At 36.9% G+C, this 17,137-nt stretch carries 15 protein-coding genes; 4 read left to right on the forward strand and 11 right to left on the reverse strand.

Going from position 1 to position 17,137, the window contains the following annotated elements:
• Window positions 1-12 precede the first annotated feature (12 nt).
• Window positions 13-891 carry a sugar phosphate isomerase/epimerase gene (locus tag ABJH90_RS00475; RefSeq protein ID WP_348139570.1) on the reverse strand — a complete coding sequence of 293 codons (879 nt, stop codon included), beginning with the start codon at window positions 889-891 and terminating at the stop codon, window positions 13-15.
• A gap of 45 nt (window positions 892-936) precedes the next feature.
• A complete protein-coding gene (locus tag ABJH90_RS00480) occupies window positions 937-1,653 on the reverse strand; it encodes an NUDIX domain-containing protein (RefSeq protein ID WP_348139573.1) in 717 nt (238 codons plus the stop codon).
• A gap of 96 nt (window positions 1,654-1,749) precedes the next feature.
• On the opposite strand from ABJH90_RS00480, the gene ABJH90_RS00485 reads away from it, so the two are divergent.
• A complete protein-coding gene (locus ABJH90_RS00485) occupies window positions 1,750-3,381 on the forward strand; it encodes a carboxylesterase family protein (RefSeq protein WP_348139575.1) in 1,632 nt (543 codons plus the stop codon).
• 124 nt (window positions 3,382-3,505) lie between these two features.
• Here ABJH90_RS00485 and ABJH90_RS00490 read toward each other — a convergent pair whose 3' ends face one another.
• The 3 genes from ABJH90_RS00490 to ABJH90_RS00500 are packed head-to-tail and all read right to left on the reverse strand — an operon-like array spanning window position 3,506 to window position 6,128.
• A complete protein-coding gene (locus tag ABJH90_RS00490) occupies window positions 3,506-4,390 on the reverse strand; it encodes a dienelactone hydrolase family protein (protein ID WP_348139577.1) in 885 nt (294 codons plus the stop codon).
• Between the two features lie 14 nt (window positions 4,391-4,404).
• Window positions 4,405-5,109 (reverse strand): LytTR family DNA-binding domain-containing protein, encoded by a 705-nt coding sequence (locus tag ABJH90_RS00495; RefSeq protein ID WP_348139579.1) that lies wholly within the window; start codon window positions 5,107-5,109, stop codon window positions 4,405-4,407.
• The gene (locus ABJH90_RS00500) at window positions 5,106-6,128 is read right to left on the reverse strand and encodes a histidine kinase (RefSeq protein ID WP_348139581.1); all 1,023 of its coding nucleotides are present in this window, start codon (window positions 6,126-6,128) and stop codon (window positions 5,106-5,108) included. Before ABJH90_RS00500 ends, ABJH90_RS00495 begins: the two co-directional genes overlap by 4 nt.
• A gap of 235 nt (window positions 6,129-6,363) precedes the next feature.
• Between ABJH90_RS00500 and ABJH90_RS00505 the strand changes: the two genes are divergently transcribed.
• Window positions 6,364-6,873 carry a PepSY-associated TM helix domain-containing protein gene (locus ABJH90_RS00505; protein WP_348139583.1) on the forward strand — a complete coding sequence of 170 codons (510 nt, stop codon included), beginning with the start codon at window positions 6,364-6,366 and terminating at the stop codon, window positions 6,871-6,873.
• Between the two features lie 199 nt (window positions 6,874-7,072).
• The gene (locus ABJH90_RS00510) at window positions 7,073-7,738 is read left to right on the forward strand and encodes a class I SAM-dependent methyltransferase (RefSeq protein ID WP_348139585.1); all 666 of its coding nucleotides are present in this window, start codon (window positions 7,073-7,075) and stop codon (window positions 7,736-7,738) included.
• Between the two features lie 374 nt (window positions 7,739-8,112).
• Here ABJH90_RS00510 and ABJH90_RS00515 read toward each other — a convergent pair whose 3' ends face one another.
• From ABJH90_RS00515 to ABJH90_RS00540, 6 genes are all read right to left on the reverse strand, one after another.
• Window positions 8,113-12,084 (reverse strand): AsmA-like C-terminal region-containing protein, encoded by a 3,972-nt coding sequence (locus ABJH90_RS00515; RefSeq protein WP_348139587.1) that lies wholly within the window; start codon window positions 12,082-12,084, stop codon window positions 8,113-8,115.
• Window positions 12,085-12,368: 284 nt separating this feature from the next.
• Complete coding sequence (locus ABJH90_RS00520) at window positions 12,369-12,641, reverse strand: hypothetical protein (RefSeq protein WP_348139589.1); 273 nt, start codon at window positions 12,639-12,641, stop codon at window positions 12,369-12,371.
• Between the two features lie 52 nt (window positions 12,642-12,693).
• Entirely contained in the window at window positions 12,694-13,116 is a 423-nt protein-coding gene (locus ABJH90_RS00525; RefSeq protein WP_348139591.1) for a PH domain-containing protein, read from the reverse strand.
• A gap of 94 nt (window positions 13,117-13,210) precedes the next feature.
• Window positions 13,211-13,351 carry an adenylate/guanylate cyclase domain-containing protein gene (locus tag ABJH90_RS00530; protein WP_348139714.1) on the reverse strand — a complete coding sequence of 47 codons (141 nt, stop codon included), beginning with the start codon at window positions 13,349-13,351 and terminating at the stop codon, window positions 13,211-13,213.
• Window positions 13,352-13,437: 86 nt separating this feature from the next.
• Complete coding sequence (locus tag ABJH90_RS00535; protein WP_348139593.1) at window positions 13,438-14,877, reverse strand: hypothetical protein; 1,440 nt, start codon at window positions 14,875-14,877, stop codon at window positions 13,438-13,440.
• Between the two features lie 99 nt (window positions 14,878-14,976).
• Window positions 14,977-15,195, reverse strand: coding sequence for a hypothetical protein (locus ABJH90_RS00540; protein WP_348338023.1), 219 nt, complete (start codon window positions 15,193-15,195; stop codon window positions 14,977-14,979).
• Between the two features lie 1,250 nt (window positions 15,196-16,445).
• Here ABJH90_RS00540 and ABJH90_RS00545 point away from each other — a divergent pair.
• Window positions 16,446-17,105 carry a TonB-dependent receptor plug domain-containing protein gene (locus ABJH90_RS00545; protein WP_348139597.1) on the forward strand — a complete coding sequence of 220 codons (660 nt, stop codon included), beginning with the start codon at window positions 16,446-16,448 and terminating at the stop codon, window positions 17,103-17,105.
• The last annotated feature ends 32 nt before the right edge of the window (window positions 17,106-17,137 follow it).

Raw genomic sequence — 17,137 nt, forward strand, 5'->3', positions numbered from 1 at the left:
ATCAATATTGTTTTATTTAAATCCAATTTTTCTCAATCCTTCATGGCTTATCTTTATGGCATCGAGTGGTTTCTGGCCGTCGAAGGTCATATCCTGTTCCACCATGTAGTATTTCATGCCAGATAGTTTTTTATTCTCTAGGATACGGGTAAAATCAATTTTTCCCTTACCCACCGGTGCAAACCTGCCTTGCTCATCCATGTCCTTTACATGCCAGATTTTAAAGCGTCCGGGATATTTCTCAAAATAAGCCACAGGATCTGCTCCTGCTTTGGTAACCCAATACAGGTCCATTTGAAAATTTACATATTTGGGGTCGCAATGTTCCAGCAAATAATCTATAGGCACAATACCATCGGAATCTTTTTGAAATTCAAAATCATGGTTATGGTATAGCAATTTAATTCCGGCAGCCTGGCATTTTTCACCAAGGGTGGTGATTATTTCGGCAAGATTGGCAGCACCTCCGGTCATACTCATCTTCATGGTTTTCTGATCAAATTTAAAAAGACCCATCGGAGGTACGGGAATTACGAAATATTGAAATCCGGCAGCTTTGACATCCGCAATCATTTCATCTGCATTCTCCATGGTTACAGATCCCTGATGTGTACTAATTGGGTTTAGACCAAACTCCTGGAGTAATTTTTTAAAATCTGCAGGGGTCATGTTATAGAATTTACCGTCCTTGTATCCCGCTGCTTCTATATTTTTATAGCCCGCTTCGGCTACTGCCAGGAGGGTCGCCTTGGCATTCGTAGTCATGTCATCACGCACAGTATACAGTGCAAGTCCTCCAAATCTTTCTTGTGCATTGACCGTAAATGTACCGGCCAAAACAAACACAAGGAATATGAATTTTAGGGTTGTTTTTGTCATTGAGTTTTTCATTGTATTATTTTTATATTGGTGATATTGATATTATTATATGTCCTGTTAATTGAAACTATATAAAAAGGGTGCTTTATGGGCCTTACCCTGAAATAGTTTTTCGTGCCGTTGCAGAATATCCAATGCCAGTATTTTGCGTTGAAAACTGGTACGCCGTAGTTTTTCTCCTAAAATAGCTTCGTACACCTGTTGCAATTGCTTCATGGTAAATTTAGGAGGCAACAGCTTCATACCCACTAATTTTCTTTCCAGATTATCCCTTAGAACTTGCAGTGCCTTTTCCACGATTTCCTGATGATCCATCATTAAGGGAGGCAGTTCATCAATGGCGTACCAGTTAATGGAATCTGAGAGTTCATCGGGCTGTGGATTTACTTCATCATAATTAATTAAAGCGTAATAAGCCACTGAAATAAAGCGGTCGAACATCCAATAGTTCTCTTTCAAATCAAAATCACTTTCCTTTAAAATCTTTCTCATTATCTTAGGTTCGGACCGTGAAAGCGAACCAAACGTATGAAACTGTTCCAAATAAATATTGTCCAGTCCGGTTCGTTCCCTTAAACCTCTTTTTACGGCATCATCCAAATTTTCATCTCGCTTTACGAAGCCTCCCGGCAGGGCAAAAAAATTAGTATTATGATATTCCAGAACAAGTATCTTTAATTGCGTTCCATTGAATCCAAAGATGACTGAATCATAGGCCAGATGAGGTATATAATCTTTACTATCAAGTAGTTTCTTTTTTTTGTTCTTTGTCAAGAATTAAATTTTCCTCAAATAAATGATAAAAATTCAAGAAAAAAAAGTATTATTGTAACAAAATGAGACAATAATAAAAATTTAACACTTTATTACATGAAAACAGCCGCGGTTTTTTCGACTCTATTAATTCTTTTTGGCTCCATTGGTACTGCTCAGAACAATAATGCTTTTCCTGTTCAGACTAAGGTAGAGAAAGGGATCATTGAAGGTAATTATGATACGCATTCAGGTATTCAAACATATTTTGGAGTTCCTTTTGCCAAACCTCCCATAGGGGATTTAAGGTGGCAAGCTCCACAACCTTTGGACAATTGGGAGGGCATAAAGAAAACCAAGGAATTTGGGCCTCGTCCCATGCAGACGCTGGTATTTGGTGATATGAAATCGCGCTCGAAGGGTCTTAGCGAAGATTGTCTGTATTTAAACATTTGGACTCCTGCTACCCGTAGCATTAAAGATCTCCCTGTTTTGGTCTATTTTTTCGGTGGTGGAAATGTTGCAGGTGATGCCTCAGAATATCGTTATGATGGAGAGAGTATGGCGAAAAAAGGAATGGTTGTGGTTACAACGAATTACCGATTAAATATTTTTGGATTCTTTGCGCACCCAGAACTTAGTGCTGAAGCTCCTTATGGAGCCTCCGGAAACTATGGATTACTAGATCAAAACGCGGCCCTGAAATGGGTGCACCAGAACATTACGGCCTTTGGCGGTGATCCTAAAAAAATTACAATTGCCGGAGAATCTGCCGGTTCCATAGGGGTTAGTCAACAGATGGCCTCGCCCTTATCCAAAAATTTGATTGCTGGAGCTATTGGGGAGAGTGGAGCAGGAATAAACCCCACCATGAAACCGGTATCATTGGAAGAAGCAGAAAATTTAGGGTTAGAATTTTCCAAAAACGCCGGATACCCAAGCCTTGCAGAATTAAGAAAACTAAGTACGCGAGAGGTATATGAAATCTATAATGAATCTAAAAGGTTCGGTTTCCCTGCCGTTATCGATGGCTATTTCTTACCTAAGACTCTACCCAAAATTTTTGAAAGCAAACAACAGGCTATGGTACCCTTATTGTTGGGTTGGAATTCTGCTGAAATTCCCGGGATGGCTTTTATGCAGGGGCAACCTTACACTGAAGAAAATTATTTAGCAAAAGTGAAAGAGGTATACCCTGAAACGCATGAGGAAGTTTTAAAACTTTATCCTCATGGCTCATTGCAGGAAATAGAAAGATCTGCCACAGACCTGGCCTCCGACCGCTTTATTGCTTATAGTACCTGGAAATGGTTCGATCTGCACAGAAAAAACAGCGATCAAGCTGTTTACCGCTATCTATATAGCAAATTACGCCCCCCTTTAAGGGATAAGACCCTTGCTTCAGGCTTAGCAGGGGGTACGGTTAAAAAAAATTCCGAGGCTTCAAAAATGCCGGAACCTATTGGGGCCCCACATGCCTGTGAGATTGAATATTGCATGGGTAACTTACACCTCGTTGACGACTATGCCTGGACCGAAGATGATTTTAAAGTTTCAGAAACCATGCAAAATTATTTTGCCAATTTCATAAAGACTGGTAACCCAAATGGAGAAAACCTGGCAAATTGGCCATCCGCTGCAGTTAATGATACCTCGCCATTTGTAATGATCCTCAATATGGAAAGTGAGGCGAAAAAGGTCACCAACGATGCCCGCTATGAATTTTTAGATAAAGCTTATGGAAATTGAGGATGTAGATTTGAAATCAAATGATAAAAAACAAAAAACCTGCTATCTGGCAGGTTTTTTTGGGTTGTATTAATGACTTTGCTGTGTACTCTTTCAATGGGATTCAGAGATAAAAGTACATCTCTTATTTTAGATTTTTATTAAAAAAGTCAATGGTTCTTTTCCAGGCCAATTCAGCCGCTTCTCTGTCATAACGCGGCGTAGTTGTATTGTGAAAACCGTGATTTACATCAGGATAGGTATAGGCCACATAATCCTTGTTATTTGCTTTCAGAGCCTCTTCATAAGCTGGCCATCCAGCATTAACTCTTGTGTCCAATCCGGCAAATTGCAACATTAAAGGAGCATTTATTTTATCAATATCTTCTTTGGGCTGCCCGCCGTAGAATGGCACTGCGGCTGAAAGCCCCGGAACTTTAACAGCCATCATATTTGATATCCATCCGCCAAAGCAAAAACCAACTACGCCTATTTTACCACTGCATCCCTTGTGTGCTTTTAAATGGTCATAAGCAGCAATAAAATCTTCCAACATTTCATTTCGGTCGCGTTCTCTTTGCATTTCCCGGCCTTTATCGTCATTCCCGGGATATCCACCAAGAGGGGTTAGTGCATCAGGTGCAAGGGTGATAAATCCTTCCAAAGCTGCCATTCTGGCCGTGTCTTCAATATAGGGGTTCAGCCCTCTGTTTTCGTGTACTACCACAATGCCCGGCAATTTTCCTTTAGCATCCTTGGGCTTGGAAAGAAGTCCCTTAATGGTTCCGCCGCCTTTGGAAGATTCATAATTAATATAATCCGAATCCAATCTGGGATCATTGGCTGGTACCAGCATAGTATCCTTGTAATTGGGCATCATAAAGCTCATAAGGGAAGAAATAGTGATACCACCTACTGCATAGAGAGATAGTCTTTCAATAAATTCGCGTCTTTGTAATTTGTTATGCGCATAATCATCATACAGGTCAAAGACTTCCTGTTTAATGTCTTCTTTTTTAAGTTTTTTCATAATAGTGTTTTTATTTACTGCAATAAACTTTTCATAAAACCTTCTTTAAAAGCACGTCCAATAGGAACCTTAATACTTCCATTCAAATAGACCAGGTTTCCGATTATTTTTTCAATTTTTGAAGTATTTATAATAAAGGACTTATGCGTTCTGAAAAAGTGTTGTCGATTTAAATTTTCTTCCCAAAAACGAAGGGGTTCTGAAGATAAATATTTTTTTTCAGAGGTTATGATTTCCGTATAATCCGCATCAGATTTAATATAGATAATATCCTTGACGGCGATTTTTATATGTTCATATCCCGACTTGATAAAGATTTCTTTGCGATTTTCCTGATTATGTGAAAGTGTTTCTTGCGTTTGATTTACAATACTGTTTGCTGGTACTTTGGAGACTGCTTTTACAAAGCGTTGGAACGAAAAAGGTTTAAGTAAATAATCAACCACGTCTAATTCATAACTCTCCAGGGCATAATCTGAAAAGGCGGTTGTTAGTATGACGTAAGGTGGATTTGGCATTGTTTTCAGAAAATCAATCCCTGAAATCTTTGGCAAATGAATATCCAGGAACATTAAATCTACTGATTCAGTTTTTAAAAATTCCATTGCCTGAATGGCATCTGAAAAAACCCCTTTAAGATGCAAAGTGCCTATATCCTCAATAAATTTTTTAAGGATACGCTGGGCCGGCGGCTGATCTTCAATAATTATGCAATTCATTTCAAACTTATTTTCTGCAGCTCCATCTTCAAATCAACTTCAAATTGATCCAGAGATTCTTTAATATTTAATTCATGCGCCTTGGGGTATAACAATTGCAATCGTTTTATTACATTTTCCAAACCAATACCTTTGGTTAGATTTTCGGCAGTGCTTACTGGCTGAAAATTATTTTTGCAATTAAAGAATAAGGTATTTTCCTCCATTTTTATCTCAATATCTATATTGATATTACTGGACTGACCTGATTGACTATGTTTAAAGGCATTTTCGATAAAGACCAGGAGGATTAAGGGCGCTATTTGATAACCAGACTCAATATTTAGTGCTTTAAAATTCACATTACCCCTTTCCTCAATCTGCAGCTGATTGAGTTGTGTGAAATTTTCCAATTGTTCAATTTCCTTAGATAAGGGTACAAATCTTTCTTTACACTCATAGAGCATATAACGCAAGACAGAACTTAACTCCAAAATTATGGCTGGAGTTTTTGGAGAAGATTCTATAGCGTACGAATAAAGATTGTTTAGGTTGTTGAATAAAAAGTGAGGATTTATCTGAGACTTTAAAAATTGAAGTTCACTCTCCTGAATAGATGTTTTCAATTTTTCCACTTCACGTTGTTTGCCTATTGCATCCCAGGCAAATTTAAACCCTGATAAGATTGCGATAATGGGAAGGACGTCAAATATTGCGAAGTATATTCCAGGTACTATAGATGCTCTTCGAGTACCGGGATAAAATACGACTTCCAATAATTCTTCAATCACAATTACGGTTAATAGAACCAATATGACCATACCAAAAAAATGCCAATATTCCTTTTTATATAAGAATTTAGGCATCAAAAAGTAGGTGATAAAAACTGATGCACAGGCATATACTAAAAAGAAAACCACCTGTGAAAGAGTAATACCCGGGTCATTCCTGTCAAAGGAATAGAAAAGAAGTACCAATAGATATAAGACAAATTGAAAAAAGAGTTCTTGCCAACCTATATTTGAGCTTATCTTATTCATAATCACGCTAATTCCACAAATCTACACTAATAGATACATTTCCTAAAATGGTCTGATGTGAACAGCAGAAATATACCTGTTAACGACATTTTACTATCTCTAGAGCGGAAATATGTTGTTCACCGGAAACCTTATGTCGTTTAGGAAAAAATATGTTTTGTTTTGGATATAAATTCACATTTTTATATCAGTAAAAGATGAGATTATTAAGGTGGAAATATAAGTTACTAAAATTATGGGAATAAAAACGGAAAAAAACATGCGTACCTACCATAGGTATCTAGGGTTCTTTTTAGCAGGCATCATGGCGGTTTACGCCATTAGTGGTATAGTCTTGACGTTTAGAAATACCGATTACTTAAAAAAGGAAGTACACATAGAGAAAAAGCTGGGGATTGGCCTGGAAGATGAGGCCCTTGGCTCAGCCCTGGGTAAGAGAGGTTTTAAAATTGATAAGCAGGAAGGTGCCATGGTTTACTTTAAAGGGGGTACTTATAATAAAACTACCGGACAGGCCAGTTATACCGAGATGAAGATGCCTGTTATTTTGGACAATATGAATAATTTGCATAAAATGCACTCGGGCCATCCACTGTATTGGCTGAATATCATTTTCGGAATTGCATTATTGTTCTTCTCAGTTTCTGCATTTTGGATGTTCAAACCCAAAACATCAATATTCAAAAAAGGGCTATACTTTGCATTGGGAGGTATGATACTAACGGTGATTTTACTTTTTGTGTAAGTTTAATTAATATTTGGAAAGAGAACTGTTAGTTTACAATTTGACGGAAATGAAAGGAATATAAAAGATCTGTCAAAGATTCGAGCTGATACGAAACGATAAAGACATGTCGTTCAGCTGGTAAGTTCTGTCGTTTAGAAAAACAACTTTACGATTTCGGCACGAAACATTATATTGTAGTAACACTTAACTTTTGATTATGAAAAGAGCTACATCACCTATCTTTTGGTCAATTTTCATTTTCTTGATCATGGTCATTTTTCCATTGAATTTCACCTTCGCTCAACATTCTACTGTTAATCCGGAGTTGGACAAGAAAGTTGAAGCATTTCTGAAAAGTAAAAAAAATCAATGGCACGATTTAAATGTTCCGGCATCAGACGGAGAGCTGCTCTACGATATCATATTGAAAAATGGTTATACCAAAGGGTTGGAAATTGGCACTTCTACAGGTCGTTCTTCTATTTGGATTGCATGGGCTTTTAGTAAAACAGGCGGAAAGTTAATAACAATTGAAATAAACGAGGACAGGCATAAAGAGGCTCTGGCCAATTTTAAAAATGCCGGTTTGTCTGAATACATTGATGCCAGACTTGCTAATGCCCATGAACTGGTTAAAGAACTACCCGGACCTTTTGATTTTGTTTTTAGTGATGCCGACAAAGGATGGTACACTAACTATTTTAAGGAAGTTGATCCAAAATTGGAATCAGGGGGATGTTTCACCGCACATAATATCAGTCGTCCTGGCAGGAGAGGTATGTCCGGCACTACAGAGTTTCTGGAGTATGTATCAGCCCTAAGTAACTACTCGACTACGGTTGACCATTCTGGCGGTGGACTTTCTATTAGTCACAAAAAATAAAATAACTGAAAACAAACTAAATTAAATGAGAAAAATTGCACTAATTCTGATAATGGTATTTCCGACACTTACTGTTTTAGGATAGGATGTCTGGACTTTAGACCCGGAGCATTCAAGGATCAGATTCACGGTAACACATCACATGATTTCGGAAGTAGATGGATTTTTTAGGGATTTTGAAGCTACAATGACCACACCAATTTCCATTTTGACGGATCACCCGTTATGATTAATGACAATGCTGTATCTATTATGGAATGGTTGTCAGTACAAAGTAATTAGGAATGTGAAAACGGAGAAGAGAAAATTGAAATCTGGAGGTCAATTTCTCAATTTAATTTTGGAATATTTGATCAGGAAAAGCAAGAACTGAATTAATTTATTTTGCTCGTATCTGGTTTTACCAATTTTTCATTCATTCTTGATTCTCGTTTATATTTTCTTCTTAGCAATCTATCTTCCTTTACCATTATTCTGTATTCACTGAGTAATTCTCTTTCTTTGAAATATTGTTTTTCGGATAAATGAAGTTTGTATTTGATTTTATCCTTTTTTCCACTTTTGGCTTCTATATAAATCTTTTTACCAGATTCAGTATATCCAGTTTTATTTGGAATATTAACAAGATCTCTACTTTTAAAATTAGATAGGGGTATTGCAGTCCATAGGTTGGTTGGAACCTCTCCATAACCCAAATGCCCGTCCATAAAAAAATCAAATGCGGTGGATTGTATTTGCATTAGGGGGATTTCAACCGTATTGTTAGCAACATAAAGGATATTTTCAATGCGCCCGAAGCGAATGTCCTCTAATCGTTTTTTCTTGAAAACGATATTCCCAACCTTAATAATAGGATCAAAACCCTTTAGTTGCATTTCCTGGAGATCAAACCCTATGGTTCCTTTTAACGAATTGGATATTATGCCTGTACTATCTATTAAATCTCCTTCTAATCGAGTATTAATACTAACTTTTCCTTCTATTTTATCCGCTTCCTTTATTGAGGGGATATCAAAATAATCAAAGGAAGTCAATAGCTTTTCCAAATCGAGATTATCGGTTGTAAAGCCGATTGAAAATTGAGTTTCATATGGATCAGTTATGTTCAAATGTGCATCCAAAGTTACTTTGCCTTTATAAAAATCAAAAGCGGTATTTTCCAGATAAAGCAGATTTTCATTTTCAAAATAAAAACCGCTTTTGAAATTGTTTATGATGAGTTTATTAAATATGAATTCATCGATATTGATGGATAGTTCTGGCTGGTACTTATTGTAAAAGTCTTTTACCACAGATTTTAAAGCCAGGTTGCGATTTGTGTTTTTTTCTTTCTTCTCTGTATCTACATTGTCGAAAAGATCCATAAAGTCACTATATCGAAGTTTGTTTGAATAGATATTGAGTTTTGAGCTCATTCTTTCGTGATTGGCGCTGATTTCGGGCACAATTGAGGTAATATTTTTTAATTCTCCGAAGAGTTTTATGGTATCTCCTGAAGGCAAATCAATATTCAAAGATTTAAGTATGGCATCATCATTTTCAACGTCTATTTCCAGGACACTAAATGGGACAAGCACCTTACTTGGGTTATGAAGTAAAGCACTATTTTCAATCTTAAACATAACTTTGGAAGAGGATATCAATTCATTCATTTTTTCGATATCACCCGCAACCTTTGCGCTTATTTCAATTTTGCCTCCCTGTAGTACAAAGGTGTCATAGTTTAGTATTTCATTTAACTGTAAGGGATCACCAAAGGCCCTAAAATCAGCATCTATATTCGTACTTGCAGAATCTGAGATATCTAACTGAGCTGCGAATTCTACCTTACTTTTTCTATCGTAATCAAACCCACTTTCTTTTAGAACCAAGCTCTTGGGACCATCAAAATATAAACCTGTGGAAAAATTCTCTAAGATTATCAAATCTTTGTATTCAAATTTATCGATCGTTACGCCTAACTTAGGATTAAATTTAGTATAAATTCCCCTCAGGGTTTCTTTGATATGGTTAGTTGTAGCTACGTCAGTGGCTGTGTTTTCCTTTTTTACACCTTTATGAAAAACATTTACAAAATCGTCCCATTGCAATCTGTCGGAATGAAGATCGATAAACGTATTAACCCGATTTGTGTTCGATGGCGAGAGGAATGCACTAAAATTCTCCAGTCTACCGGTAAAATTTAATTTATCTGTGGTACCTACACCAATTTCTAATGAGTTAAGGATGGCCAAGTTGTTTTTGATTTGTACATCCAATAAATCAATTGGTACCGAAAGGTCAATAGGTTCGTAAACTACACTGCTATTTGCTAATCTTAAGGTGCCATTTAATGCATTTATAAAACCATCTATCTGGAGTACATCCCCATAAACTTGTCCTTGCAGGTTAAAGTCGCCTCCTTTAAAAAAGTATGTATCACTTTCAAAGAGATCGTTTAATATTTCCGGAGTGCCTGTTGCATCAACTTCTGCATCCACTACAATCTGTTCAGGTTTTTCAAAATCAAAAGAAGCATTGAGTTTAACAGCTCCCTCCCTGATTTCAAAAGCCGTGTTGTTTAGATGAAGGTGATTAATATCACTAAAGGTTAAATCTGAAGTAAACTTGGTCAATTGAAAAGATTTATATCCAAATTCCTTAATATCTATCCCAATCGACGGATCAAATTTCAAATAGATTCTTCTTGCTAAGTCTTTTATTGTATGCGCCGGTTGCTTTACTTCATCTTTAGGTCCTTTATTGGGATTCTCAAAAATGTTCACAAAATCTTCCCATCTTAATTTAGTTGATGTCAGACGCAAACTGGTAGTTGCCAGGTGTTCAGTTTCTTTAGTTAAAAGTGCTGAAAAATTGGAAGCCCTCCCATATATATGAAGCTCATCTGAGGAGTTCAACGGAAGTTTCAAAACCTCCAACACTGCTCGGTCTTCTTTGAGATTAATATTTAACTGTTTTACAGGAATAGAGAGCTTGTCTTCTATGTCAAAAATGTCCGTATTTATAACCTTTAATGTGATATTTGACCGCGTTAGCAGATCAGCAGCAGATGTTGCATCGCCATCCAGATTAGCCATTAAATTATAGCGACCTTTTTTAAGCGTAAAAATAGGATCATTAGTAAGTGAAATCAAATTTTCAGGTATACCATCGGCTTTTAACGAACCTTTAATAAGGGCTTTATTTTCCGGAGTGCTTGTTATTACACCATTACTTACCTCAAATTCGGTCTCTTTGTAATTTCCCGTCACAGAGTTGAAACTGAGCTTTATATCTCTTTTGTCTTCCGTTTTGGCTCGCTCATCATCATATATTCTGTTGGTAAAACTTCCAGTGAATGACAAATTATCCAAATCAAAACGGTCATCTATTAGAGCGGAATTTTCAATACTGTTAAATTCTACATGTACCAGAGGGTTAGAAAATGGCGCGAAACTTCCTTGAAGGGTGGTGTGAGTGGAAAAAGCCCGGTCAATCTTATACTTGTTAAGTTTTAATTGTATATGATCGGATAAAAGGCTTACTGTTGGCGCATACTCTGTTTCTTCATTCACAATCTTAAATAAAAAACTACTCTGCCTGGAAGTATCAAAATCGGTGGTTAACTCAAATATTTGATCATTTATGGACAAATCAAATGAAGGGATATGAATTTTGTTGTTAGTCAGGTCTATTTCAGGAAACATGGTCCCTTCAATCTTAGAATCCTTTAGATAACTCCCTTTTTGAAGGTTAAACCCTAATTGTGTTATATAAGCATCCAATTCAAGGGAAGAGGATATTCGATCTGGCCCAATAAGGAAGTTTGATGATATTTCGTTTATTTTAAATTTAAATCCTTTATGACGTGGAATATTTTGTATATCGAAAGTAAAATTTTCAATGTCAAAGGACATATTGTATGGCTTGAAGGTTTCAGAGACTGTACTTTTTTCAGGCAGGGAGTCTTTTTTTGCAAGCAAAGCTGCCAGATCTTCTTTATAAGTGACAGAAATATAATTCGCATTTTCTATACGAACAGTTTTTACCTGAATCTTTTTTTTCAATAAACTCTTTACTGACAGATTTAAATAGATATCCTCGGCTACAAAACGGGTAGTTTTTGATTCGGATGAATCTAAAAGCACCATATTTTTGACATAGAATGCCGGATTGGTAAAATTGCCCCAACTCCTTAAAGTAACATCGTCAAAACTTATCGTGCCATTGTGTTGTTTGGTCACGGTATTTACAATGTAGTTGACAACTTCTTCTTTATGAGAACTGACATAATAGTAGATTACAAGCAGTAATAGTCCCAGAAAGAGAATAATACCAGCAAGAATTTTCAGTGCTTTTTTAAACATGGGACAGCTACCTTGTTTTCGAAGAAGACTATATATATATAAAGTTTAAAATTAGGTATTTTTGGATTGACATCTAACTTATTTATAATATAAATCGCCTTACTTTTCTTAAAATAAAACTGCCGGTTGATGGGAGTTATAATCATAAAAACCTGACAAATCTGTCAGGATTTCAATTTCACTTTGTGACCTTTATTGAACTTATTCAAATATTGTCCATGAGTGAGTCTCAAATGGATTATTAGATCTCACATCGTTTGATCCTTATGTGTTTTCCGAACTTGTTAGGTATATTTTTCTACCAAATCCTCTGCATATACAGCAGGCCAGAACTTATTGGTGACATCTGCGGTTTCTTCAAGCCTTATAAGTTCATAGACAACCCGACTTTGTGTAAAAGTCATGTTTAGCAGACTGGATAAAGGTTTTTCCAAAGTTTTGGCATACCAAAGGGCCCATTCGGGATCTACGCCATCTGATTCTATAAATGCCTGATGATGGGCATGTCCAGTTTTTTCTAACAATGCAGCTAATTCTTGGGTTTTGGTGTTTGCCATTATTTGTAAAGTATATATTTGATCAATCGTTTATTTCAATTTAGCTTTTCTTTCAGATTGTATTGCTTGATATATACCGAACTACTATTTGAGGATTTATACGGGTAATATGATCTATAAATCCGGATTTATCCCTTGGAGAAATCAAGATACTATCAAATTGGTGATACAATATTTCAAGTCTGTCAAATGAAGCGGCTGGGGCACTTATAAGATTATTGGTTTCAGAAATGCTTCTGATTGCTTTGATATCAATTTTTTTGTCGATCAAAAAACCGGATTTGACTATTAAAAGCCCTTCATCGATTACATAATAGGTGGTAAAAAAAAGATGGGCAATAAAAACCGCTACTAGTAAATTAATGATCAGCCCTAACCATATTTGATTTGAAATCATTGGTATTGTACTTCCTACTAATATTGCAAGAATAAATACTACGAGACCGTAACTTATTTTTGATGGGTATTTCTTCATAGTTTATTTGAACTTTTCTAATGTCAGGTATAGGCGGTCGATTCATTGGCGCTTATACTTTATGGAATTTAGAATTTCATGATTCACAACTAATTTACATTGTTTTTTGCTTAATATTATTTACGTAGTACATTTTCATCATTCCTTTATTTTTTACATCAATTTCACCTCTATATTTACAATCAAAAGAATCTTTAATCAGTTCATAAGTTTTTTCTGAGACATAAATTTTTATCCCTCATTTCTTGAGATCTTGGCAAGAAAGCAACGTACAGTTTGAAGTTAAAAATCTTATCTCTGGAAATAGTTTAAGGTATATTCCTACTCGGTACCAGGAACATCGCTTTTTTTGGGTGCGCCGTAAGGTATGGAGAGACCGAGGATGAAGCGCGTTTGATTAAAGCCAATATTAGAGGTGTTACCGCTCTCAAATACGGGATCATCTTCCTCGTCCGGGAAGTTAATTGGCCTCGGGATGTCCTGTTCAGCACTGGTATAAACTAATCCGAGAGTGAGTTCGATCTTTTTGCTCTTTATAGATATACCGCCACCCAGCTTATAGAAGTCAGCACTAAATACAGAATTAGCAGCTTCAGATTCCAACTCAGCGAATCTTGTAATATCCGAAGTAACCCCGGATTTATCCGTAGAATAACTAAGGTAGGCCGTTAAATTGCTTTTGAGATACCATTCCAGACCAATGCCAAAGTTCCAGACCTGATCCATTTCATCGACCAGCGCAAAAGTGGTAGTATCATCGGTACTTTGGCCTGTATAGGGGTTGGTTTCCATCAGTGTATACCGTGGTACTTTATCATACCATTCAGTGCTTAGGTGAAAGACCCCTTTTTTAAATGGGATTCCTACTCCAAAACCTACGGCCCAGGGTGTTCTATAGTTTACTTTCATACCCTGCTGAGCATAGGAAATGAATACATCATCCGTTTCACCATCTCCATCCCGATCCACATTTATAAGAAAATCACGGATAAGGGCGGATCCTTGCCCTCCAAAATTAACTCTCGGAGTGGTAACAGTAAGCCCCATGCTTATGGCTCCCAGATCGACTGAACTTCCCAACTTCCAGAGTACACCGGAGGAGTTGTATTTAATGGAACGGCTTCGCTCAAGACCGGCAACTTTGTTGTTTTCGTCCAGTGCATTCATATTGAGCCCAATTACCGAACCCTTGTTTATAAAGGAAAAAAAACTGGAGAGGCCAATACCAAATTTCTCGGAAAAGGGATAGGACCAGGTAAGTCCCAGCCAATCATCCTTGAAACCAATCGCATAATTTAGGTCCGCATTGACCAGTTCTTCTCCGGGAATCGCATCAACCAAATCGCCCTGGTCCTGGGCAGCAATAAAAAAGTCGGCATTGGTTTTTTGCCTGGTCAAAAAGGATACGGCAAATATATGGTCTTTGAGGAAAGGTAAGGTGAAAGAACCGGCAGCCAGACTGGGTGCATTACCTAACTTATTTTCTTTGAGATCCGAATTTTCTGAAATACCGTCTTCAACAGTAACCGAACTCCATTCGTATACCCGCGCGCTTATCACGAAACCTCGCGACTCCAGCCAGGATAGTCTGGCCGGGTTGTAGAACACAGCCCCGAGATCGGATACACTCCCGTTCACAGATCCATTCAGAAGCACTGACTGGTTACCGAAACTTTCGGACCAATACCGGCCATCCTGCCCGTACAAAGAGCTTGCTAGCACAAAAAAAAATAAACCAAACAGTAGAGTAGTTCTAGTCATCGATGATCTAATTAAAAAAAAATACCACAATTAAGGTAATATATTTTTGTTAAATACATTTAGAAAAATCGATTTTTTCATTACCTGAAATTCGAAATTTCAAATGCCCTCTTCCATTCTTTTTTTGTAAAATTCCTGATACCATTCTTTAGGCGTACTCTTCTTGAAGTTCTTCTTGACAAGCTCTTCGAGATGAGCTTTTCTCCTCTTATCAAAGTCCTTTCTGATCTCATTATATTCTGCCATATCGGCCTCTAATGTTTTCTTGCGGTTTTTGTCCGCTACGTGTTCTTTGATCCCTTTTTCAAGATTGTCCAAATAGAAGACCTCCGCACTTCCATTTCCCTAAAGCGACATGATCATGGATAAGATTCCTACTATCACAGTATTGGTTTTAAATTTTTTTTGGCAAATTAAGCGGTTATCCCGGTTATATTATGTTTCTAATATGTTATCAGAAAGCCAATATGAACATTGTGTGGGATGCTCTGCAAGTTCAAGATCATTTGCAGAATACGCAATGATAAATATCAGTTCTTTATTGTTTCAATACATAAGAGCTGGTCATTCTTCAAGATGATATTAACAGCCCTGTATGCTATACCTAGATATAGATTGTCTATAAAATCCCTTACACATGAGTAGGTAATTCAAGGCATATAATATGGAATCCCTCCCCCCTCCCTTTTTTAATCTCTGAAAGGTTTGACCGGTTGTTTGAAAAAGTGATCGAAATTATGCTAACCACTATTATGTCAAATCCTTCGAGATGTCTTATTTAGTGGTGGATTCCATAATTATACAAATGTTATAAATATATCATAAAAAGTCTGTAAATAGGTGGTTCTTAACTACTTCATCATGAAAAACTGGACACAAAAGCTATATGTGCTATGCTTCATTTTCTCAATCTGCTTTACCTAAGGCCAGGGCCCTGGACTATAGTTCATCTATATAATGATTTAATACTTGAATTTTTTGGCTCGAACCTTGAACCTCGGAGCTGGGGCTGGCTCCCTCCCAACTTCGACTCCGCTTTGTTAAAGCTATGTTGGGCAAGTCGGTCGCCTGATGCTGATGCTTCAGTCAATATCTCTGACTAAGTTAATTACTTGTCAGTGCCCAACCGTCCCAGGTTGCAAATGCAAAATCAAGTGAGGTCAGTTTTCCACTTTCAACTTTGAACTTTCAACTAATATTGCTGGGGTTAACTTCGCTTCCACCTCCGCCAAGGCTTCGGTGGACAAGTCGCTTGTTTGACCCAGCAGTCCCAAGGTCAAAAAATAAAAGTATTATAGCTTTGCCATTCTCAACTGAGACAACTGACTTCTAATTTTAGGCAGAGCTGGGGTTGACTCCCGTTGGTCGTCTGACCCAGCGATCCCAAGGTCAAAAAGCAAATCCTGGAAATCAATAGATCCCCAAGCTAGCAGCCTGCATGTGAAATACGTTACTACTTCTGAAATCCATGAAATATTGCTCGATTATCAGAAGATAATGGTATAATTATTGCGGTAAATTCTTACAAATTAGCTATTTTAATTGATTATTCCACTAAACCATTTTATATGAAAAACAGATTTTTAACAATCACCTTAATTATGTCCCTTGCGCTACCTTCATTACAAGCCCAAAACAGCAATATAAAAATGGGAAAAATAAGTGGAACCGTCACCGACGCACAAGGAATGCCGATTCTGAAAGGTCAAATTTTTGCAGATTCTCTAATAACCGGGATTCGTACCAATAAAAAGGGCGTATATAAACTACGAATACCGATTGAGACTGACATTGTTAGTGTCTATTCCGAACAGCATGGTTTACAAAGTGAAGTCTATGATGGGCAGAAGGAAATTAATTTCAAGTTTTCCAAGAATAATGTAATACTGAAGAAGTCCGATCTTTTGAAATTCGGATATATTTTCGATCAGGAGGTATTTCGGAGTATTGGTAGAAAGGATTACGCTGTATATCAGAATATCTATCAGTTAATAAAACAAGAATTTGCGGGCGTAATTGTAAATGAGCGCAGTGGTACTATAATAGTAAGAGGATATATAGGCGGAGATCAAACACCTTTGTTTATTGTCGATGGGAGCTATATTAGTAATGTCGGGAGTATTAATCCGATTGAGTTGAAGTCCGTCGAATTACTAAAGGGAGCAGATACTGCAATATATGGAGCAAGAGGCGCTCCAGGAGTATTTATTTTCACTACGAAAAAATAGGTATTAACTAATTTACTCCTATTGCAATAGGA

This window comes from Eudoraea sp., from assembly GCF_039969275.1.
Classification (GTDB): domain Bacteria; phylum Bacteroidota; class Bacteroidia; order Flavobacteriales; family Flavobacteriaceae; genus Eudoraea.